The organism is Achromobacter veterisilvae (assembly GCF_900496975.1).
Lineage (GTDB): Bacteria > Pseudomonadota > Gammaproteobacteria > Burkholderiales > Burkholderiaceae_B > Achromobacter > Achromobacter veterisilvae.
Genome location: NZ_UFQC01000018.1, coordinates 51,606 through 70,734, shown reverse-complemented (window position 1 = coordinate 70,734; position 19,129 = coordinate 51,606). Strand labels below are relative to the sequence as shown.

Annotated in this window: 16 protein-coding genes; 8 read left to right on the top strand and 8 right to left on the bottom strand. The window is 68.4% G+C overall.

The genetic code is table 11. The features are described from left to right. Nucleotides 1–21: 21 nt before the first annotated feature. A complete protein-coding gene (locus tag AVE30378_RS17690; protein WP_129242179.1) occupies nt 22–957 on the bottom strand; it encodes an alpha/beta fold hydrolase in 936 nt (311 codons plus the stop codon). Between the two features lie 313 nt (nt 958–1,270). Here AVE30378_RS17690 and cfa point away from each other — a divergent pair, with 313 nt between their 5' ends. Continuing rightward, nucleotides 1,271–2,452 (top strand): cyclopropane fatty acyl phospholipid synthase, encoded by a 1,182-nt coding sequence (cfa, locus tag AVE30378_RS17685; RefSeq protein WP_129242178.1) that lies wholly within the window; start codon nt 1,271–1,273, stop codon nt 2,450–2,452. A 178-nt stretch (nt 2,453–2,630) separates the two neighbouring features. Here the strand turns inward: cfa and AVE30378_RS17680 are convergent, their stop codons facing one another. The 7 genes from AVE30378_RS17680 to AVE30378_RS17650 all read right to left on the bottom strand — a co-directional run bounded on the left by AVE30378_RS17680 (nt 2,631) and on the right by AVE30378_RS17650 (nt 10,078). Next, nucleotides 2,631–4,301, bottom strand: a complete 1,671-nt coding sequence (locus tag AVE30378_RS17680) for a GMC family oxidoreductase (protein ID WP_129242177.1) — start codon at nt 4,299–4,301, stop codon at nt 2,631–2,633. A gap of 261 nt (nt 4,302–4,562) precedes the next feature. Then, a complete protein-coding gene (locus AVE30378_RS17675) occupies nt 4,563–5,543 on the bottom strand; it encodes a Bug family tripartite tricarboxylate transporter substrate binding protein (protein WP_129242176.1) in 981 nt (326 codons plus the stop codon). A 38-nt stretch (nt 5,544–5,581) separates the two neighbouring features. Beyond that, on the bottom strand, nt 5,582–5,914 hold the full coding sequence (locus tag AVE30378_RS17670) for a carboxymuconolactone decarboxylase family protein (RefSeq protein WP_129242175.1): 333 nt from the start codon (nt 5,912–5,914) through the stop codon (nt 5,582–5,584). Between the two features lie 61 nt (nt 5,915–5,975). Beyond that, nucleotides 5,976–6,740 carry an enoyl-CoA hydratase/isomerase family protein gene (locus AVE30378_RS17665; RefSeq protein WP_129242174.1) on the bottom strand — a complete coding sequence of 255 codons (765 nt, stop codon included), beginning with the start codon at nt 6,738–6,740 and terminating at the stop codon, nt 5,976–5,978. Nucleotides 6,741–6,751: 11 nt separating this feature from the next. After that, nucleotides 6,752–7,492: an IclR family transcriptional regulator gene (locus AVE30378_RS17660; RefSeq protein ID WP_129242173.1), complete on the bottom strand. Its 741-nt coding sequence runs from the start codon at nt 7,490–7,492 to the stop codon at nt 6,752–6,754. Between the two features lie 11 nt (nt 7,493–7,503). Continuing rightward, the gene (locus tag AVE30378_RS17655; protein WP_129242172.1) at nt 7,504–9,084 is read right to left on the bottom strand and encodes a class I adenylate-forming enzyme family protein; all 1,581 of its coding nucleotides are present in this window, start codon (nt 9,082–9,084) and stop codon (nt 7,504–7,506) included. Between the two features lie 13 nt (nt 9,085–9,097). Beyond that, nucleotides 9,098–10,078, bottom strand: coding sequence for a Bug family tripartite tricarboxylate transporter substrate binding protein (locus AVE30378_RS17650; RefSeq protein WP_244235084.1), 981 nt, complete (start codon nt 10,076–10,078; stop codon nt 9,098–9,100). Between the two features lie 209 nt (nt 10,079–10,287). On the opposite strand from AVE30378_RS17650, the gene AVE30378_RS17645 reads away from it, so the two are divergent. From AVE30378_RS17645 to AVE30378_RS17615, 7 genes are all read left to right on the top strand, one after another. Then, nucleotides 10,288–11,175 carry a LysR family transcriptional regulator gene (locus tag AVE30378_RS17645; RefSeq protein WP_129242171.1) on the top strand — a complete coding sequence of 296 codons (888 nt, stop codon included), beginning with the start codon at nt 10,288–10,290 and terminating at the stop codon, nt 11,173–11,175. A gap of 332 nt (nt 11,176–11,507) precedes the next feature. Then, nucleotides 11,508–14,057 (top strand): nitrite reductase large subunit NirB, encoded by a 2,550-nt coding sequence (gene nirB, locus AVE30378_RS17640; protein ID WP_129242170.1) that lies wholly within the window; start codon nt 11,508–11,510, stop codon nt 14,055–14,057. Next, nucleotides 14,057–14,407, top strand: coding sequence for a nitrite reductase small subunit NirD (nirD, locus tag AVE30378_RS17635; protein WP_129242169.1), 351 nt, complete (start codon nt 14,057–14,059; stop codon nt 14,405–14,407). Before nirB ends, nirD begins: the two co-directional genes overlap by 1 nt. 52 nt (nt 14,408–14,459) lie before the next feature. Beyond that, on the top strand, nt 14,460–15,272 hold the full coding sequence (locus AVE30378_RS17630; protein ID WP_129242168.1) for a formate/nitrite transporter family protein: 813 nt from the start codon (nt 14,460–14,462) through the stop codon (nt 15,270–15,272). A 12-nt stretch (nt 15,273–15,284) separates the two neighbouring features. Continuing rightward, complete coding sequence (locus tag AVE30378_RS17625; RefSeq protein ID WP_129242167.1) at nt 15,285–17,033, top strand: bifunctional protein-serine/threonine kinase/phosphatase; 1,749 nt, start codon at nt 15,285–15,287, stop codon at nt 17,031–17,033. Between the two features lie 17 nt (nt 17,034–17,050). Next, on the top strand, nt 17,051–17,818 hold the full coding sequence (gene cobA, locus AVE30378_RS17620; RefSeq protein ID WP_129242166.1) for a uroporphyrinogen-III C-methyltransferase: 768 nt from the start codon (nt 17,051–17,053) through the stop codon (nt 17,816–17,818). Nucleotides 17,819–17,846: 28 nt separating this feature from the next. Then, nucleotides 17,847–19,103 (top strand): nitrate- and nitrite sensing domain-containing protein, encoded by a 1,257-nt coding sequence (locus tag AVE30378_RS17615; RefSeq protein WP_129242165.1) that lies wholly within the window; start codon nt 17,847–17,849, stop codon nt 19,101–19,103. Nucleotides 19,104–19,129 lie beyond the last annotated feature (26 nt).

Here is a 19,129-nt window from a genome sequence, read left to right as displayed (position 1 = left end):
GGTTTGCAGGGTGGACAGACCCTAGTTCAGCAGGAAGGCCGCCACCGGCTCCACCTGCTCGTCGGCGATCAGCGTGGGCGCGTGGCCTACGCCCCGCACCTCGTGCGCCCGCGCGCGCGGGTTGCGCTCGAGCATTTCCTGGACGGTGGCGCGCGTCAGCAGGTCGGACAGTTCGCCGCGCACGATCAGCGTCGGGCAGTCCACGGTGTCATAGGCGCGCCACAGGATCTGCTCGCCGGCGGCCAGTTCTTCGGGCGTCTGCGCGGCCAGGGCCTGGGCCAGCGCCAGATCGTAGTGCTTCACCCATTTGCCGCCGTACTCGGGATACAGATAGCGCGCCAGATCGGCCCATTGCGCGTCCGTGTGCGGCCCGAAGGTTTCCGAATTGGCCCGCATGGTGGCGACGGCCTCCTCGAACGAGGCGAACTCCCCGGCCTCGCCCACGTACTGGCCGATGCGCGCCAGGGCGCCCGTTTCCAGGCGCGGACCCACGTCGTTCAACACCAGCCTGTCCAGGCGCACTCCCTCGCCGGGCGGCAGCATGCCGGCGTGCGGACGCATCGCCAGCATGGCGCGGGCGAATACCGCCGCGCCGGACAGCGCCAGGCCGACCAGTCCGCCCATGGACGTGCCCAGCCAGGCCAGCCGCGCCGGCCGCAGCCGGGCGATCAGGGTCACCATGTCGGATACGTATTGCGGCACCGTGTAGAACGCCGGGTTGGCCAGCCAGTCCGAACGGCCCCGGCCCACCACGTCCGGGCAGACCACGCGGTAATGCCCGGCCAGGCGGCGGGCCAGCGCATCGAAATCGCGGCCGCTGCGGGTCAGCCCGTGCACGCAGACCAGCACCCGGTCGTTGGCGGGATCGCCCCATTCCCAGTAGGCCATGCGATGCAGGCCGGCCGGGCTGGCGCAGGTGACGAATTCCAAACGGGGTTCCAGGCTGGCGTCCACCATCGATACACTCCACGAATCTGCGCGCGCCGATACGGCGGCGCGCTAGGGCCCGGTAGTGTAATCGCGGCGGGCTTGCGCGCGCATGACAGCCGGGCGGGCCGCGGCGCCCGCGCCGCGGGCTGGACTATCGGCCCGGTCGTCGCTACGATCATCCCATCCGGATCGACGCCCCCGCCCCCGGGGCGGACAGGAAATTGCGGTTGCCTATCGGCGCGATCCAATCATTAAATTGGAGTTGCCCACGGTTTCGCGCCACAGTTGACAGTCCCAAGCATTGCCAGATCAGTCTTCCCAAAATTGATATGGAGTCCGTATGCAGCAAAGCAGTCCCGTTTCCCCGCTGACCCCCGACGATTCCGCCGTCGGCACCCCTCCCCCCGTAGCCCCCAAAGTGCTGCAGGATCTCCTGGCCCGCGCCGACGTGCAGATCAACGGCACGCGTCCCTGGGACATCCAGGTGCACGACAGGCACATGTACGACCGCGTCTTCGCGAGCTGGTCGCTGGGCCTGGGCGAATCCTACATGGATGGCGAGTGGGACTGCGACGAACTGGACGAGCTGTTCACCCGCCTGCTGCGCGCCGACATAGAATCGGCGGCGCTGGGCCTGGCCCGCGTCAAGCTGATCGCCGAACACCTGCGCCACAAGCTGTTCAACCTGCAATCCAAGCACCGCGCGTTCGAGGTCGGCAAGCAGCACTACGACGCCGGCAACGACGTGTTCGAGGCCATGCTGGACAGCCGCATGATCTATTCCTGCGCCTACTGGGAACACGCCCGGACGCTGGAGGAAGCCCAGTTGGCCAAGCTGGACATGATCTGCCGCAAGCTACAGCTCAAAGAAGGCGAAACCCTGCTGGACATCGGCTGCGGCTGGGGCGGGCTGGCCAAGTTCGCCGCCGAGCGCTATGGCGTCAAGGTCACCGGCGTGACCGTCTCCAAGGAACAGCTCGCGCTGGCGCAGGAACGCGTGAAGGGCCTGCCCGTGGAACTGCTGCTGCAAGACTACCGCGACCTCCAGGGCAGCTTCGACAAGGTGGTGTCGGTGGGGATGTTCGAGCACGTGGGCCCCAAGAACTACGACACTTACTTCACCCACGTGCAGCGCCTGATGGCCCCCGGCGGCGTGTTCCTGCTGCACACCATCGGCATCGCGTCCACCAGCCAGAGCACCGATCCCTGGATCGACCGCTACGTCTTCCCGAACGGCAAGCTGCCCTCGGCCCGCGAGATCGCGACGGCGGTGGAAGGCCGTTTCATCATCGAAGACTGGCATAACTTCGGCGCCGACTACGACCGCACGCTGATGGCGTGGTGGGAGAATTTCGAACGCGCCTGGCCCGAACTGGAACCGCGCTACGGCCCGCGCTTCTACCGCATGTGGAAATACTATCTGATGTGCTGCGCCGGCTTCTTCCGGTCGCGCGAGGGCCAGCTCTGGCAGGTGATGCTGACCCACCCGCAGCGCCAGGACACGTACCGGTCGCTGCGCTGAGCGCATCGCAGCCTAGTGTCGCAGCCAGGCAGCCGGGCAGCCAGGTGTCTGACACCCTTATGGAATGCCCGTCAGGCTGTAGCGGTGGTTCCGGGTGTCTGACACCAACTATGAAATCGGTTGGTGTCAGACACCCGGGAAGATCGTCTCGTGTCTGGATGACTATCCCGTAAGGGTGTCAGACACTGGCTGCACCGACACTGGCACCGACACTCGCATCGACACGGACTCCGGCATCGGCCTGCGCCGCGTCCTCGCGGATCATTTGCGCCGCGCGCTCCGCGATCATGATCGTCGGCGAATTGGTGTTGCCCGAGGTAATCAGCGGCATCACCGACGCGTCGGCGATGCGCAGGCCTTCCAGTCCGTGCACGCGCAGCCGCGCGTCCACCACCGCGCCGCCGTCCGCGTCGCGCCCCATGGCGCAGGTGCCCACCGGATGGAAGATGGTGGTGCCGATCTTGCCGGCCGCCTCGCGCAGCTCGGCTTCCGTCTGGAACGCCGGGCCCGGCAGCCACTCCTGCGGCCGGTAGCGCTGCAGCGCGGGCGCCGCGGCGATCCGGCGCACCAGGCGGATGGAATCCGCCGCCACGCGCAGGTCTTCCTCGGTGCTGAGATAGTTGGGCGTGATGACGGGCGCCAGGCCCGCGCCTTGCGGGCCCTGCGCGTGCACGCTGCCGCGCGAAGTGGGCCGCAGGTTGCACACGCTGGCGGTGAAGGCGTCGAAGCCGTGCAGGGGCTCGCCGAAGGCGCCCAGCGACAGGGGCTGGACGTGGAATTCCACGTTGGCGCGCGCCTGGCCGGGATCCGATTTGGCGAACGCGCCCAGTTGCGACGGCGCCATGCTCATCGGGCCGCTGCGGTTGACCAGGTATTCCAGGCCGATGCCCGCCCTGCCCCACCACGTGGAAGCGATGCGGTTCAGCGTCTTGACGCCGTCCACCTTGAGGATGATCCGCAGTTGCAGATGGTCCTGCAGGTTCTCGCCCACGCCGGGCAGGGCGTGGCGCAGTTCGATGCCGCTTTCGCGCAGGCGCGCCGGCTCGCCCACGCCGGAAAGCTCCAGCAGTTGCGGCGTATTCACCGCTCCCGCCGCCAGCACCACCTCGCGGCGCGCGCGCACCGTGGCCGCCGCCCCGCCGCGGCGCAACTGCACGCCGACGCAGCGCTTGCCTTCGAACACCAGTTGCTCGGCCAGCACGCCGGTTTCCACGCGCAGGTTCGGGCGTTTGCGCACCGGGCGCAGGAACGCCTTGGACGTGTTCCAGCGCCAGCCGCGGCGCTGGTTCACTTCGAAGTAGCCGCTGCCGAAATTGTCGCCGCGGTTGAAGTCCTGCACGCGCGGGATGCCTTCCTGTTCGGCCGCGGCGGCGAAGGCTTCCAGGATGTCCCAGCGCAGGCGCTGCGGCTCCACCCGCCATTCGCCGCCCGCGCCGTGATGGGCGTCGGCGCCGCGGTGATGGTCCTCGCTGCGCTTGAAGACCGGCAGCACCTGGTCCCAGCCCCAGGCCGGATCGCCCGACAGCGCGGCCCAGGCCTCGTAGTCCTCGCGCTGGCCGCGCATGTAGATCATGCCGTTGATCGACGAGCAGCCCCCCAGCACGCGCCCGCGCGGATAGATCAGCGAGCGGCCGCCCAGCCCCGGCTCGGCGGCGGTGCGGTACATCCAGTCCGTGCGCGGATTGCCGATGCAATGCAGATATCCCACCGGAATGTGGATCCAGTGGTAGTTGTCGCGCCCGCCGGCCTCCAGCAACAGCACCTGCACGGACGGATCCTGGCTCAACCGGTTGGCCAGCACGCAGCCGGCCGACCCCGCGCCCACGATGATGTAGTCGTATGTCTCCATAAGCTCTTCTTATCTGCTTGCCGGGGCAATGCGTCCGCCGGCGGGGTGAGCCGACCCGGCTGCGGCGGGTGGGCGCGCGCCGGGCATCTGCCGTGACTCTGGCGCAGCGGGACGGAACTGTCCAATGAATTGTTGAAAAACCGTTTATAAGCAACCTTAATAATGGTCAACGGACGACGCTGCCGCGCCACCTTCCCCGCGGTAATGCTCGATGAACCAAAAAAAGGCCCCCGGTTCGGGGGCGGCAGGCATGCGCAGCGGCTAATCCAGCTTGATGCCGGCCTCTTTGACGATACGTCCCCAACGTTCGTAGTCGTCGCGCAGTATGGTTTGCAGTTCATCGGAGGTGCTGGTCAGGGTTTCGACCCGCTGGGCACGCACCTGGGCTTGCAGCTCCGGAGACGCCAGCGCCTTGGCGAGCCCGGCGCTGAGTTTGTCGCGAACGGCCGGCGGCACGCCCTTGGGCGCGATGACCGCCCACCAGAGGTCCTCGCCGGACTTGGCATAGCCGGGCACGCCGGCTTCGTTCATGGTGGGCACGTCGGGCAGGAACGGGCTGCGCTCGGCGCTGGTGACGGCCAGCGCGCGCAAGGCGCCCGACTCGATCAGCGGCATGGAGGTATTGAGGGTGTCGAACATGAAATCCACGTTGCCGGCCACCACGTCGGCCAGGGCCGGGCCGCTGCCGCGGTAAGGCACGTGCATGAACCTGGTCTGGGTCAACTGCTTGAGCACCTCGCCCGAAAGCTGGTTGGTCGACCCGTTGCCGGCCGAGGCGAAGGTAATGGTGCCCGGCTTGGCGCGGTCAAGCGCCAACAGCTCCTGCACGTTCCTGGCCGGCACCTTGCTGTTGACCACCAGCACGTTGACGAAACGGCCGGCCAGCCCGATGGGCGTGAAATCCTTGATCGGATCGTAAGGAAGGTCCGGATAGATGTGCGGGTTGATCGTCATGTTGCCGACGCTGGACATGCCGATGGTGTAGCCGTCGGGCGCCGAGCGGGCGATCGCGGCGATGCCCACGCCGCCGCCCGCGCCCGAGCGGTTGGAGACCACGACGGGAACGCCGAGCACATTGCCCAATTGCCGGGCGATGGGCCGTGAAAACGTATCCATGGAGCCGCCGGCCGGAAACGGCACGATGAACGTGATGGGCCCGGCCGGCCAGTTATCGGCGCTGGCCGGCGCGGCGGCGGCCAGCGCGCAGCCGGCGGCCAACAGCAAGCGTGCAAGTCTGGACATTCCCTTCCTCCCCTTGTCGTGTCGAAATAGGCGCGCGGCTACTTGCCGTCGATGGCGTCCATGACGCGCGCCGAATAAACCAGGGCGGCGCCGGCGTTCAGGGCCACCGCCACGCCAAGCGCTTCGGCGATCTCACCCTTGGTGGCGCCTTCCTTCAGCGCCTGCTTGGAATGCACGGCGATGCAGCCGTCGCAGCGGGTGGTGACGGCCACCGCCAGGGCGATCAGCTCGCGGGTCTTGGCATCGAGCTGATTGGTCTTCTGGCCCGCGGCCGACAACTGCTGATAGCCCTTGACGGTGTCGGGGCTGGCCGCGGCGATATCGCCGATGCGGGTCATCAGTTCCGAGTGGTATTGGTTCCAGTCCAGCATGAATCGTCCTTTGAATAGGCGGTTGGAAAAAACGACGCCGCCACGCGGCGGCGATGGAAACTCATCGGCCGTAGCGGTCGCGCGCGGCGGCCGCATCGGCGGATTGCCCGCACAACATGGCCTGGTCCACGTCCATATGGCTGCCCAGGTGGTTGAGGGCGTTGGCGTAGGCGTTGATGCTTTGCTTGGACATGCGCACCGCGAGGTCGGGCATTTTGCTGATGCGTTCGGCCAGCGCCCGCGCATGGCCGCGGGCCGCGCCGTCGGGCACGACGAAATCCGCCACGCCCCATTCCAGCGCCTTGTCGGCCGACATTTTTTCTCCCAGCAGAACGATCTGCTTCGCGCGCGCCGGCCCGGTCAGGTTTACCAGCCGCGGGATGGTCTGCCAGCCCAGCGGGATGCCGATCTGCACTTCCGGCACGAACAAATAGGCCGACCGGCCCATCACGCGCCAGTCGCACGCCAGCGTGAGGGCGATGCCGCCGCCCACATTCATGCCTTCGACGGCGGCGATCGTGATCTGCGGCATGTCTTCCCACGCTTTGCACAGGCGGGTTCCGCGCAGGGCCAGGGCGCGCTTTTCCAGCGCAGTCCTGTCGTCCTGCTTCCAGCGCGCGGGGTCGCCCAGGTCGATGCCCGCCGAGAACTCGGCGCCATTGCCGCTGAGCACGACGCAGGCGGTCGAGGTGTCCTGCTGGAATTCCAGCGCGATGTCCGTCAGGCGCAGCACCATGTCCTGGGTCAAGGCATTGCGCTTGGCGCCGCGGTCTATCGTGACGGTCGCCACCGGCCCCGCCTTCTCCACCGAAATGATTTCCTTCATGTCCATCCATCCTAGACGTTCAACAATTCGGCGGCCGCCAGATCCGCGGCCGAATGCAATACCGAGACGATCTCGCGCAGATCGTGCGACTTGAGCCGGGCAGCCGGGCCGACCACGCCGATGCTGTACAGGCCGCGCGCCTGCCCGTCCATGACGGGGCAGGCGACGCTCAGGACACCTTCGTCGATTTCGCCGTCGCAGACGGCGAACCCCTGTCGATGCACCTGGTCGAGTTCGTCCATCAAATCGGCGACCCGCAAGCTGGGCGTGCTGCGCGCCAGCGGCTCCAGCAGCGCCTGGATGCGCGGCGGATCCAGATAGGCCAGGATGGCCTTGCTCGACGAACACTTGTCCAGCGGCCGGCTGCCCACGCCGGGATAGATATAGAGCTGGTCCTTGCGGGTGGGCGTGACGGCCTGCACCAGGTCCACCTCGTCGTTCAGCAGCCGCGCGCAGAATGCGGTTTCCTCCAACCGCCCCACCACGAAGTTCAACGCCGGGTTGAACAGGGCCAGCTTGCTGTCCTGCGTCAGGCTCGCGCGCATCAGGCGGACCAGGCCGTCGCCCAGCACGAAATTGCCGGTGGCGTCGTCCACGCCGAGGTAGTCGATTTCGCGCAGCGAAGTGGCCAGCCGGTGGGTGGTGCTGCGCGGCAGGCCGGTAGCCGCGGCCAGGTCGGCCAGCGACAGGCCAAGGGAATGGCCGGAGACGGCGTGCAGGATGCGATGGTATCGGTTCAGGGGATTCGACATGGCGGGTGCTGTCAGGGCTGTTGTCGCAAGGCGATTTTGTCGACCTTGCCTATGGAGAGCATCGGCAGGGCGCTGCGGATGAAAAAGCGCTTGGGCACTTTGTAGTTGGCCATGCGCTCGCGGCACCAATGCGCCAGCTCGGACTCGGACACGGCGCCCTCGGGCTTGAGGATCAGATGGGCGTGGCCCACTTGCTGGTAGAGCTCGTCGTCGACCGCGATCACGGCCGACATCAACACGTGGGGATGCTGTTCGAGCACGACTTCGATTTCGCGCGGGTACACGTTGTAGCCGCCGGATTTGTACATTTCCTTGATGCGGCCGACCAGGCGGAAGTTGCCGGTCTCGTCGCATACCGCCATGTCGCCGGTCTTGAGCCAGCCATCGGCCGTGAAGGCTTCGGCGGTGGCGGCCTCGTCGCGCAGGTAGCCGTTCATGCTGTAGCGCCGGCGCACCTGTAGTTCGCCCTGCTCGCCCGCCGGGCCCGGCTCGCCGTGCTCGTCGACCACGCGCAGTTGGCCATCGGGGATGGCGCGCCCGATGGTGTAGGCGGCCGCCTCCAGGGTGTCGCTGGCCACGATATAGCTGACCGATCCGCAGGATTCGGTCAGGCCGTAGGTCGAGCCTATCCGCGGGCAGTGTTCCTGGACGCGCCGCAGAATGGGCATGGGAATGGCCGCGCCCGAGAAAATGAACCACTCCATCCGGCGCATGATGGCCATGTCGAACGAAGGTTCGCGGATCAGCATCTGCAGCATGGTCGAGCCCAGCATCAGCATATTGACGCGGTGCTTTTCGATCAGGCCCATGACGTCGGCCGGACGATAGCGTTCCTGGTAGACGATGGTGCCGCCGGCCAGGATTTGCGACAGGCCGCGGAAATGCATGCCGCCGATATGGTTGATGGGCGCGAAGTTGATGACCACGGGATGGCTGGCGGTGGCGAAGGTGCGCGCCTGCACGGTCGAACGGTAGATCAGCGCCGTCTGGCTGAGCAAGACCCCTTTGGGCTTGCCCGTGGTGCCCGAGGTGTAGACCAGCATGCTGGGCTGGGCCGGGTCGCCATACGGCGCCGGGCATGCCGGCGGGACGCCTTCGGCGCCTGCCAGGGCGCGCTCCAGGCTGCCGTCGCCCGGCGTATCGCCCTGGTAGAACACCAGCGCCGGGCGCGCCGCGCCGGGCTCCAGGCTGTCGAGCGCATCGCGCAAATCGTCGGCGTAGCGCCGTTCCTCGAACGAAGCGATCGAGATCACCAGTCTGGGGCGGGCATGCCCGATCACATACGCCACTTCGCGCGGCTGGTAGCGCGGGTTCAGGCCCACCCACAAGGCGCCCAGCCGGGCCGCGGCCAGGAACGACACCATCGCTTCTGGCGTGGGCGGGGCCAGCATCGCCACGCAATCGCCCGCAACGACGCCCCGCGCGCTCAGGCCCGCGGCGCAGCGTTCGACCCGGCCCGTCAGTTCCCCGTAGGTGATCGATGCATCGCCGTGCGCCAGCGCGACGCGGGCCGGATGCTGGCGCGCATGCCCCGCAATGACATCCCACCAGGTCGCGCCCGGCACCCGCACTTCATCTTCGTGATAACTCATTGCGTTCATCCGCTCAGAACTTGATGTGCTTTTTTTCCACGATGTCCTTGAACATCGCCGACTGTCCGGCCACGAACTCGCGCGTTTCCTCCGGTCCCTTGAATGCCGCCTCCGTGCGCATGGCCTTGATCTGCTCCAGCACGGCGGGGTCGCGCAGGGCTTCGGCGAAGCCCCGCTGCAATTTGTCGATAATGGGCGCCGGCGTGCCCTTGGGCGCGGCCATGACATAGGAAATGATGTTCTCCGCCGCCTGCGGATAGCCGGCCTCGGCCAGGGTCGGCGTATCGGGCAGGAACTGCGAACGCTGCCGCTGCAGGACGACCAGCGCCTTGGTCTTGCCGGCGTCGAGCATGGTGCCCGCGGCATTGACGCCGTCGATCATCAAATCCACCTGATTGCCCGCCAGCGCGGTGACCGCCTCCACGCCCTTGTACGGAATGTGGCGGAACTCCACGCCGGTGTCGTTCATGAACACTTCGCCGGCCAGGTGGGTGGACGACCCCATGCCATAGGTGGCGTAGGTGTAGCGGCCAGGGCTCTTCCTGGCCTCGTCCAGCACCGTCTTGAGATCGGACGGCATGGCCTTGTTCGCGGTCAGCACCATGGCCGTCTGCCCCAGCGTGGCCACATAGTCCAGCGACTTCTCCGGCGCATAGGGCTGCGGCGACATGACGTAGGGGATCAGGGTGTAGCTGGTGTTGGTGGACACCAGCAGCGTGTAGCCGTCGGGCGCGGCGCCGATGACCGCGTTGACGCCGATCACCGTGCTGCCGCCCGGCTTGTTGAGGATAGTGATGGGCTGGCCGAAAAGCCGGGACGCGCGCTCGGACACGATGCGCATGAACTGGTCGGTGCCCCCGCCCGCGGAATAGGGAATGACGATCTTGATGGGTTTGTCGGGATAGCCCGCGGCCGAGGCATTGCCGGCATACGCCATACCGGCGCCGGCCATCACTGACGACACAACGAGCGTAAAGATGCTTCGATACATCATTTGTCTCCTGATGTGCAGATTGAGAACCATCCGGGCACGTAGTTGTCCCGCGCCGCGATGGCCACCCATCTTTTTTTATTAATCCCGAATTTCGAGATTCGGTCCCACTCTACGGGACAAAAAAGAAACACGCAAGGCCCGCGTGAAGAATTTCCGCCGCGCCCTGATAGGCTTTGCGGTATTGAGTCGATCGATTCCCGGACCCGCCCATGGACCTGAAGCACATCCGCACCTTTGCCGCCGTGGCCCGCGAAGGCAACCTGACGCGCGCGGCCGAGCATCTCCACCTGACCCAGCCCGCGCTGAGCCTGCAACTGAAGAGCTTCCAGGAATCGCTGGACCTGACGCTGTTCTCGCGCACCGCCCAGGGCCTGGCGCCCAATGCCGACGGCCGGGCGCTGCTGCCGTCGGCGCAGCGGATCCTGGACGCGCTGGACGATTTCCAGCGCGCCATCGGCGCCCTGCGCGATACCGTCCAGGGCGAGCTGCGCATCGGCACCATCCTCGACCCGGAGTTCCTGCGCCTGGGCGCCACCCTGCAATACATGGTGGAGCACTATCCGAAGATCCGCCCCACCCTGCGCCACGGCATGTCGGGATCGGTCGGCCGGCAGATACGCTCGGGCGAACTGGACGTGGGTTTCTTCCTGGGGCCGCAGGGCGACACCGGCGGCCCGGCCGGGCTGGAGGCGCTGCCGCTGGCCTCGTTCGCGTATTGCGTCGTGGCCCCCAAGGGCTGGGGCGCGCAAGTGGCCGGCCGGGGCTGGGCCGAGATCGCGGCGCTGCCCTGGATCTGGACGCCGCCGGATTCCGTGCACCACCGGCTGCTGTCGGCCCGCTTCGACGCCCTGGGCATCGCGCCCAACGCGGTGGCGGAGGTGGACCAGGAATCGTCGATGCTGGACCTGGTGCGTTCCGGCGTCGGCCTGTCGCTCGCGCGCGACTCCATCGCCCTGCGCGAATCCCAGGCCAGCGGCCTGCTGCTGGTGAAAGAGCTGTCGATCCAGGCGGAACTTTCCTTCATTACCCAGGCCTCCCGGCGGGACGACCCGCTGGTGGCCGCGGCCTTCTCCGCCGTGCGGGCGGCGTTCGGCTAGCAGCCCGCGCCGCGCGGGTTTGCTGCGCCGCGCCAAACGGGTGCAGCGCGCACAGGACTATGCACCGGCTTGACGCAGCGGCCTTTGCGGCCCCGCCCGCCTCGCGGCCCGCCCGCGCGGCCGTTCCCTCCCCCGCTCCCTGGCATGTCCCGGCATTCCGGCCCCTGGCGGCCGCATGCGGAATTCCTGGCACGGACTTTGCTTGATGTCTGGCATGCGGGCCGCAAGGCCGGCAAGACAACTTGAGCAACACCGGCAAAGGCGCCCCGACCGCAAGGTCCAGGGCGCCTTTCGTCTTCCGAAACCTGAATATCCAAGCCCGGGGATATCCCATGAACGTATCGGCCACATCCGATTCCCTGCAGACCCTCGTTGTCATCGGCAACGGCATGGTGGGCCACCATTGCGTCGAGCAGTTGATCGCCCGCGGCGCGCTGGCGCGCTACCGCATCCACGTCTTCGGCGAAGAAAGCCGCCGCGCCTATGACCGCGTGCACCTGTCCGAATACCTGAACGGACGCGACGCCGACTCGATGGCGCTGGGCGACGCGGCGCTCTACGAGACCGAAGGCGTGATCCTGCACCTGGGCACGGCCGTCCTGGAAATCGACCGGCGCCATCGCGAGATCGTCACCGCGCAGGGCCGCCAGGCCTACGACAAGCTGGTCCTGGCCACGGGCTCCTATCCTTTCGTGCCGCCGATCGCGGGCGCCGAAGGCGCGTCGCGCCTGGTGTACCGCACGCTCGACGACCTGGACCTGATCCGCGAGGCCGCCCACGGCGCGCGGCGCGGCGTGGTCGTGGGCGGCGGACTGCTGGGGCTGGAGGCGGCCAACGCGCTGAAGTCGCTGGACCTGGAGGCGCACGTGGTGGAATTCGCGCCGCGCCTGATGCCGGTGCAACTGGACGAACAAGGCGGCGCCGCGCTGCGGGCGCGCATCGAATCGCTGGGCGTGGGCGTGCACCTCTCGCGCGCCACCCAGGACATCCGGCCCGGCACGCAATACCGCTACCGCATGCGCTTCGCCGAAGGCGCGCCGCTGGAAACCGACCTGATCGTGTTCTCGGCCGGCATCCGTCCGCAGGTGGCGCTGGCGCGCAAGGCCGGGCTGACGCTGGCCGAACGCGGCGGCGTGGCCATCGACGATTTCTGCCGCAGCAGCGACGAACACATCTACGCCATCGGCGAATGCGCGGCCTGGAACGGCAGCGTGTTCGGCCTGGTGGCGCCCGGCTACCAGATGGCGCGCACCGTGGCAGCCGCGCTTTGCGGCGAAACCGCGCAGCCCTTCGCCGGCGCCGACATGTCCACCAAGCTCAAGCTGCTGGGCGTGGACGTGGGCTCGATCGGCGACGCCCATGGCGCGACGCCCGGCGCGCGCAGCTACCGCTACATCGACGAAGCCGGCGCCGGCTACCGCCGCCTGGTGGTGTCGGCCGACGGCAAGCGCGTGCTGGGCGCCGTCCTGGTCGGCGACAACAGCTATTACGACACGCTGCTGCAATACGTGCAGAACGGCATCGCGCCGCCCGCCGACCCGGCCGGCCTGATCCTGCCCCAGGGGCAGGCCGCCCCGCTGCTCGGCGTGGACGCGCTGCCCGCCTCGGCCACCGTCTGTTCCTGCCACAACGTAAGCAAGGGCGCCATCTGCGACGCCATCGACGGCGGCTGCGCGGACCTGGCCGCCATCAAAGGCTGCACCAAGGCCGCCACGGGCTGCGGCGGCTGCGCCGGCCTGCTCAAGCAGGTGGTGGAGCATGAACTGGCGGCGCGCGGCGTCGCCGTGGACAAGAGCCTGTGCGAACACTTCGCCTACACCCGCCAGGAACTCTACGCGATCGTGCGCGTGGGCGGCATCGAAACCTTCGAACAATTGCTGGCCAGCCATGGGCGCGGCCAACTGGGCTGCGACATCTGCAAGCCCGCCGTCGGCTCCATCCTCGCGTCCTGCTGGAACCGCCCCATCCAGGACCCCCGCCTGGTGCCGCTGCAAGACACCAACGACACCTTCATGGCCAACATGCAGAAGAACGGCACCTATTCGGTGGTGCCGCGCATTCCGGCCGGCGAGATCACGCCCGACGGGCTGATCGCCATCGGCGCCGTCGCGAAGAAGTACGGGCTGTACACCAAGATCACCGGCGGCCAGCGCATCGACCTGTTCGGCGCGCAACTGCACGAACTGCCCGACATCTGGAGCGAGCTGATCGCCGCGGGATTCGAGACCGGCCACGCCTACGGCAAGTCCACCCGCACCGTGAAGTCCTGCGTGGGCAGCACCTGGTGCCGCTACGGCGTGCAGGACAGCGTGCGGATGGCGCTGGACATCGAACACCGCTACAAGGGCCTGCGCTCGCCGCACAAGCTGAAGTTCGCCGTCTCGGGCTGCACGCGCGAATGCGCCGAAGCGCAGAGCAAGGACATCGGCGTGATCGCCACCGAGAACGGCTGGAACCTCTACGTCTGCGGCAACGGCGGCATGCGCCCGCGCCACGCCGAACTCTTCGCCACCGACCTGGACGACGCCATGCTCATCCGCGTCATCGACCGCGTGCTGATGTTCTACATCCGCACCGCGGACAAGCTGCAGCGCACCTCCGTGTGGCGCGAATCGCTGGAAGGCGGCCTGGACTACCTGAAGCAGGTGGTGCTGGAAGACAGCCTGGGCCTGTGCGCCGAACTCGAGGCCCAGATGCAGCTAGTGGTGGACCGCTACGAATGCGAATGGGCCAACGCCCTGAACGATCCGGAAAAGCTCAAGCGCTTCCGCACCTTCGTGAACGACAGCCGCCCGGACCCCGATATCCAGTTCGTGCAGGAGCGCGGCCAGCCCCGGCCCGCCCCCGCCCGCGTCATTCCCATAGCCGAGGAGATCTCCTGATGGACGTCCCAGCCCATGAACCGCAAGCCTGGCGGCCCGTCTGCCGCCGCCAGGACCTGGTGCCCCATTCCGGCGTGGTCGCGCTGGTCGAGGGCGTGCAGATCGCGCTGTTCTACGTGCCGCAGGCCGAGGACGGCGGCGTGTACGCCATCGAGAACCGCGACCCCCGGTCCGGCGCCAACGTCATCGGCCGCGGCATCGTCGGCCACCTGGGCGGCGAACTCGTGGTTGCCTCGCCGCTCTACAAGCAGCACTTCCGCCTGGCGGACGGAAGCTGCGTGCAGTACCCCGACCAGCGGCTGCGCGCATGGCGCGCGCGGCTCAACGCCGACGCGGTGGAAATCCGCTGACGCCCCTGCCTTGCCCCGCAATTGCCCCTCCCTCCAGAAACAGGAAGCCATCATGTCCTACATTGTCCCTGCCGAATTCGTCACCAAGATGGTGGACGCCGGCGAATCCAAGATCTACATGGCCACCCGCGACGCGCTCATCCGCGCCTACATGGCCGGCGCCATCCTGGCGCTTTCGGCGGTGTTCGCCGTCACCGTCTCCGTGCAGACGGGCTCGCCCATCCTGGGCGCCGCGCTCTTCCCGGTCGGCTTCTGCATCCTCTACCTGATGGGTTTCGACCTGCTGACGGGCGTGTTCGTCCTGACCCCGCTGGCGCTCATGGACCGCCGCCCCGGCGTCACGCTCAAGGGCGTGCTGCGGCACTGGGGCGTGATCTTCGTGGGCAACTTCCTGGGCGCGCTGACGGTGGCCTTCCTGATGGCCATCGTCTTCACCTACGGCTTCTCGACGCCGCCCAGCAAGGTCGGCGAGGTCATTTCGCACATCGGCGAGAACCGCACGCTGGGCTACAAGGAATACGGCGCGGGCGGCATGCTGACGATCTTCGTGCGCGGCGTGCTGTGCAACTGGATGGTGTCGCTGGGCGTCGTCGGCGCCATGATCTCCACCACCGTCAGCGGCAAGGTGATCGCCATGTGGATGCCCATCATGCTGTTCTTCGCCATGGGCTTCGAACATTCCGTCGTGAACATGTTCCTGTTCCCCTCGGCCCTGATCCTGGGCGGCAACTTCTCGATCATGGACTACATGGTCTGGAACGAGATCCCCGTGGTGCTGGGCAACCTGATCGGCGGGCTGTCGCTGACCGGCCTGACGCTCTACACCACGCACATGAAGACCGCGCCCAAGCGCAGCTTCAACTGAGATCCGCCGGCCATGAACAGCTACGCGCCCCGCGAGCGCGCCGCCTCCCTGAAGGTCGCGGCGGGCCAGCACAGCGAGCCCGGCAGGAAGCCCGTCAACCAGGACTTCCATGGCCTGTGCCTGCCCGGCGAACCGCTGCTGGGCGCAAAAGGCATCGCGGTCGCGCTGGCCGACGGCATCAGCAGCAGCGAGGTCGGCCGCATCGCCAGCGAGACCGCGGTCGCGAGCTTTCTGGAGGACTACTACTGCACGCCGGAAACCTGGTCGGTGAAAAAATCGGCGCAGAAGGTGCTGGGCGCGGCCAACGCCTGGCTGCATGCCCAGACCCGGCAGCGCCACGACCCGGACCGCGACCGCGGATACGTATGCGCGATGACGGTGATGGTGCTGAAGTCCGCCACCGCGCATATCCTGCACGTGGGCGACGCCCGCCTCTACCGTCTGCGCAACGGCGCGCTGGAACAACTGACCGACGACCATCGCGTCTGGATCGCGCGCGACAAAAGCTGCTTGAGCCGCGCGCTGGGGCTGGCCCCGCAGTTGGAGATCGACTACCACACCCAGCCGCTGGAACCGGGCGACGTCTTTCTGCTGGCGACCGACGGCGTCTACGAACACGTGGGCGCGCGCGACATGGCCGAGGCCGTGGCCGCGCACCCCGGCTGCCTGGACGAGGCCGCCCGCAAGCTGGCCGCGCTGGCCTATGAACGCGGCAGCGGAGACAACCTGACGGTGCAGATCGTCCGCGTCGACGCCCTGCCCGGCCGCCAGGCCAGCGAGCTGGGCGACTACAGCCGCGACCTGCCCTGTCCGCCGCTGTTGTCGGCGGGCCAGGATTTCGAGGGCTTCCGCATCCTGGACGAACTGCGCGCCAGCAGCCGCAGCCATGTCTACCTGGCGCGCGACCTCGCCAGCGGCGGGCAGGCCGTCATCAAGATTCCCTCGCTGGACTTGCGGCACGACCCGGCCTACCTGGAACGGCTGCTGACCGAGGAATGGATCGCCCGCCGCATCGACAGCCGCCACGTGGTGCGCGCCTGGCCGCGCGACAGGCCGCGCCGCTACCTGTACACCGCCAGCGAGTACATCGAAGGCCGCACCCTGACGCAATGGATGGCGGCCCATCCCCGGCCCGCCCTGGACGCCGCCATCGCGATCGTCGAGCAGATCGCCCGCGGCCTGCAGGCCCTGCACCGCCTGGAACTGGTGCACCAGGACCTGCGGCCGGACAACGTCCTCATTACGCCGGACGGCACGGCGAAGATCATCGACCTGGGCTCCGCCAAGGCCGCGGGCATCGAGGAACTGGCGCCGGCCGGGGACCACCCCGGCCCGGTGCTGGGCACGGCGCAGTACGCCGCGCCCGAGTACTTCCTGGGCGAGGCCGGCACGCCGCGGTCCGACCTCTATTCGCTGGCCGCGATGCTCTACCAGATGCTGTCGGGCCGCCTGCCCTATGGGCCGGACGCGGCGCGGGCCCGCAGCCGCGCCGCGCAATTGCGCCTGAATTACGTGTCGGTGCTGGACCGCGACCGCGAGATTCCCGCGTGGATCGACGGGGTGCTCAGCCGCGCGCTGCATCCCGATCCGCGCTCGCGCACCCCGGAGCTGTCCGAATTCACCCACGCGCTGCGCCATCCCGGCGAGGCCGCCCGGCGCGGCGAGCGCCTGCCCCTGCTGGAACGCAATCCGCTGGCCTTCTGGAAGGGCCTGAGCCTGGTGCTTGCCATCGCGCTCGCCCTCGTTTCCCTCCACTCATGAACGCAAGGACACCCATCATGAATCCTGCCGTCTGGCTGATCGGCGCGGGCCCCGGAGATCCGGAGCTGCTGACGCTCAAAGCGGTCAAGGCCCTGGGCCAGGCCGACGTGGCCCTGGTGGACGACCTGGTCGACCCGCGGGTCCTCGAATACTGCCCCCGCGCGCGCATCGTGCGCGTGGGCAAGCGCGGCGGGTGCCGTTCGACCCCGCAGGATTTCATCCAGCGCCTGATGCTGCGCTACGCCCGGCAGGGGCTGCGCGTGGCGCGGCTGAAAGGCGGCGACCCCTGCATCTTCGGACGGGGCGGCGAAGAGGCCCAGTGGCTGAGCGCCCGCGGCGTGGCCTGCGAGGTCGTCAACGGCATCACCGCCGGCCTGGCCGCCGCGACCGCCGTCGGCATCCCGCTGACGCAACGCGGGCTGGCCACGGGCGTTACACTGGTCACAGCCCACACCCAGGACGGCGGCGCGCCCGACTGGTCCGCGCTGGCGCGCGGCGGCACGACGCTGGTGGTCTACATGGGAGTCGCCAAACTGCAAGACATGCGCAGCCAGTTGCTGGCGGCCGGCATGGCCGCCGATACCCCCGTGGCGATGATCGAAAACGCCAGCCTGCCCGGCCAGCGCGAATGCGCGTCCACGGTCGCGGCCATGGCCGCCGACGCGGACGCGTTCCGCCTGCGCAGCCCCGCGGTGCTGGTGATCGGCCAGGTTGCCGCCTGCCGGATGTTCGGCATCCCCGAAGCCCCCGCGCTGCCCGACGCCGGGTCGCGCCGAAGCGCCTGAACCTCATCCGACCGAGACCGGAGCCTCCATGGCCGAACGCCACATGCCGCCGCCGCTGCGCTTCCTGCTCGCCGCGCGCCGCAGCGAACTCCATGGCCTGGAAGCCCTGGCGCGCAGTTGCGACCTGGTCGTGCGCATCGGCGCGCTGGCGCATGCGCTGCAGAAGGAACGCGGCTATTCCAACCTGTACCTGTGCAGCGCCGACGCGCGCCTGCAGCCGGCGCTGGCCGGTCTGACCGGGGACGCCGAGGCGGTCGAGGCGGAAGTCCGCCAACTGCTGGACGGGCTGGCGGCGGACCCGGGCAACGCCCGGGCCCGGCTGCTCAACGGCATCGCCTATTCCCTGTTCCGGCTGGATGAGCTTGCCGGGCTGCGGCGGCTGGTCCGCGACCGGCGCGTGCCGGCCGAAGACGCCGACGCGCGCTTCACCCAGGCCGTGGGCAGCCTGCTGGCCATCGTCTTCGAAACCGCGGACGCCGCGCTGGACCCCGGCGTGGCGCGCAACCTGGTGGCGCTGCTGAATTTCATGCAGGGCAAGGAACTGAGCGGCCAGGAACGCGCCTGCGGCGTCATGGGCTACACCGCCGGCTGCTTCAGCGACGCGCAAAAGGCCCGCATGCTGGGCCTGGCCGCCAGCCAGGAACGCAGCTTCGGCATCTTCGTGCAGTACGCCGAACCCGACGCCCTGCAATGCTGGGAACGGATCCAGCAACAGGGCGGGCAGGTGCGCCGCATGCGCGACGTGGCGCAGCGCACTTCGGCCGGGCAGCCCGTGGACGCCGGCCTGGCCGAACTGTGGTTCGACCTGTACACCGCGCGCATCGACGCCATGCGCGGGCTGGAAAGCCTGCTGGCCCAGGCCCTGGCCCAGCGCTGCGCCCAGCGCATCGCCGAAGCCCGCCAGGAACTGGACGACCGCCGCCTGCTGCTCAGCCGCTACGCCGACCATGCCAGCGGCCGCGCGCCCAGCATGGTGTATGGCGTGCACGGCCGCGTCGTGGACGCGCCGCCGCCGGACGGCGTGGGCGGCGAACTGGAACGGCCCATCCTGGACATGATGCGCGAACAGGCGCTGCGCATGCAGCAAGCCGACGACGCGCTGGCCGCCGCGCGCGGCGCGCTGGACGAAACCAGGCGCATCGACCGCGCCAAGCGGATCCTGATCGGCCGCTACGGCCTGACGGAACAGGCCGCGCACGAACGCCTGCAACGCGCCGCCATGGACGGCGGGCTGTCGCTGGCGGACGTGGCGCGGCAGATCGTCGGGCAGGCCGGCGACGGCTAGCCTCGTAGATCCAGCGCGCATTCCAT

Excerpts from the sequence above, each read along its gene's own strand:
- AVE30378_RS17690 (WP_129242179.1), bottom strand. The coding sequence starts at position 957 with ATGGTGGACGCCAGCCTGGAACCCCGTTTGGAATTCGTCACCTGCGCC.
- cfa (WP_129242178.1), top strand. The coding sequence starts at position 1,271 with ATGCAGCAAAGCAGTCCCGTTTCCCCGCTGACCCCCGACGATTCCGCC.
- AVE30378_RS17680 (WP_129242177.1), bottom strand. The coding sequence starts at position 4,301 with ATGGAGACATACGACTACATCATCGTGGGCGCGGGGTCGGCCGGCTGC.
- AVE30378_RS17675 (WP_129242176.1), bottom strand. The coding sequence starts at position 5,543 with ATGTCCAGACTTGCACGCTTGCTGTTGGCCGCCGGCTGCGCGCTGGCC.
- AVE30378_RS17670 (WP_129242175.1), bottom strand. The coding sequence starts at position 5,914 with ATGCTGGACTGGAACCAATACCACTCGGAACTGATGACCCGCATCGGC.
- AVE30378_RS17665 (WP_129242174.1), bottom strand. The coding sequence starts at position 6,740 with ATGAAGGAAATCATTTCGGTGGAGAAGGCGGGGCCGGTGGCGACCGTC.
- AVE30378_RS17660 (WP_129242173.1), bottom strand. The coding sequence starts at position 7,492 with ATGTCGAATCCCCTGAACCGATACCATCGCATCCTGCACGCCGTCTCC.
- AVE30378_RS17655 (WP_129242172.1), bottom strand. The coding sequence starts at position 9,084 with ATGAGTTATCACGAAGATGAAGTGCGGGTGCCGGGCGCGACCTGGTGG.
- AVE30378_RS17650 (WP_244235084.1), bottom strand. The coding sequence starts at position 10,078 with ATGATGTATCGAAGCATCTTTACGCTCGTTGTGTCGTCAGTGATGGCC.
- AVE30378_RS17645 (WP_129242171.1), top strand. The coding sequence starts at position 10,288 with ATGGACCTGAAGCACATCCGCACCTTTGCCGCCGTGGCCCGCGAAGGC.
- nirB (WP_129242170.1), top strand. The coding sequence starts at position 11,508 with ATGAACGTATCGGCCACATCCGATTCCCTGCAGACCCTCGTTGTCATC.
- nirD (WP_129242169.1), top strand. The coding sequence starts at position 14,057 with ATGGACGTCCCAGCCCATGAACCGCAAGCCTGGCGGCCCGTCTGCCGC.
- AVE30378_RS17630 (WP_129242168.1), top strand. The coding sequence starts at position 14,460 with ATGTCCTACATTGTCCCTGCCGAATTCGTCACCAAGATGGTGGACGCC.
- AVE30378_RS17625 (WP_129242167.1), top strand. The coding sequence starts at position 15,285 with ATGAACAGCTACGCGCCCCGCGAGCGCGCCGCCTCCCTGAAGGTCGCG.
- cobA (WP_129242166.1), top strand. The coding sequence starts at position 17,051 with ATGAATCCTGCCGTCTGGCTGATCGGCGCGGGCCCCGGAGATCCGGAG.
- AVE30378_RS17615 (WP_129242165.1), top strand. The coding sequence starts at position 17,847 with ATGGCCGAACGCCACATGCCGCCGCCGCTGCGCTTCCTGCTCGCCGCG.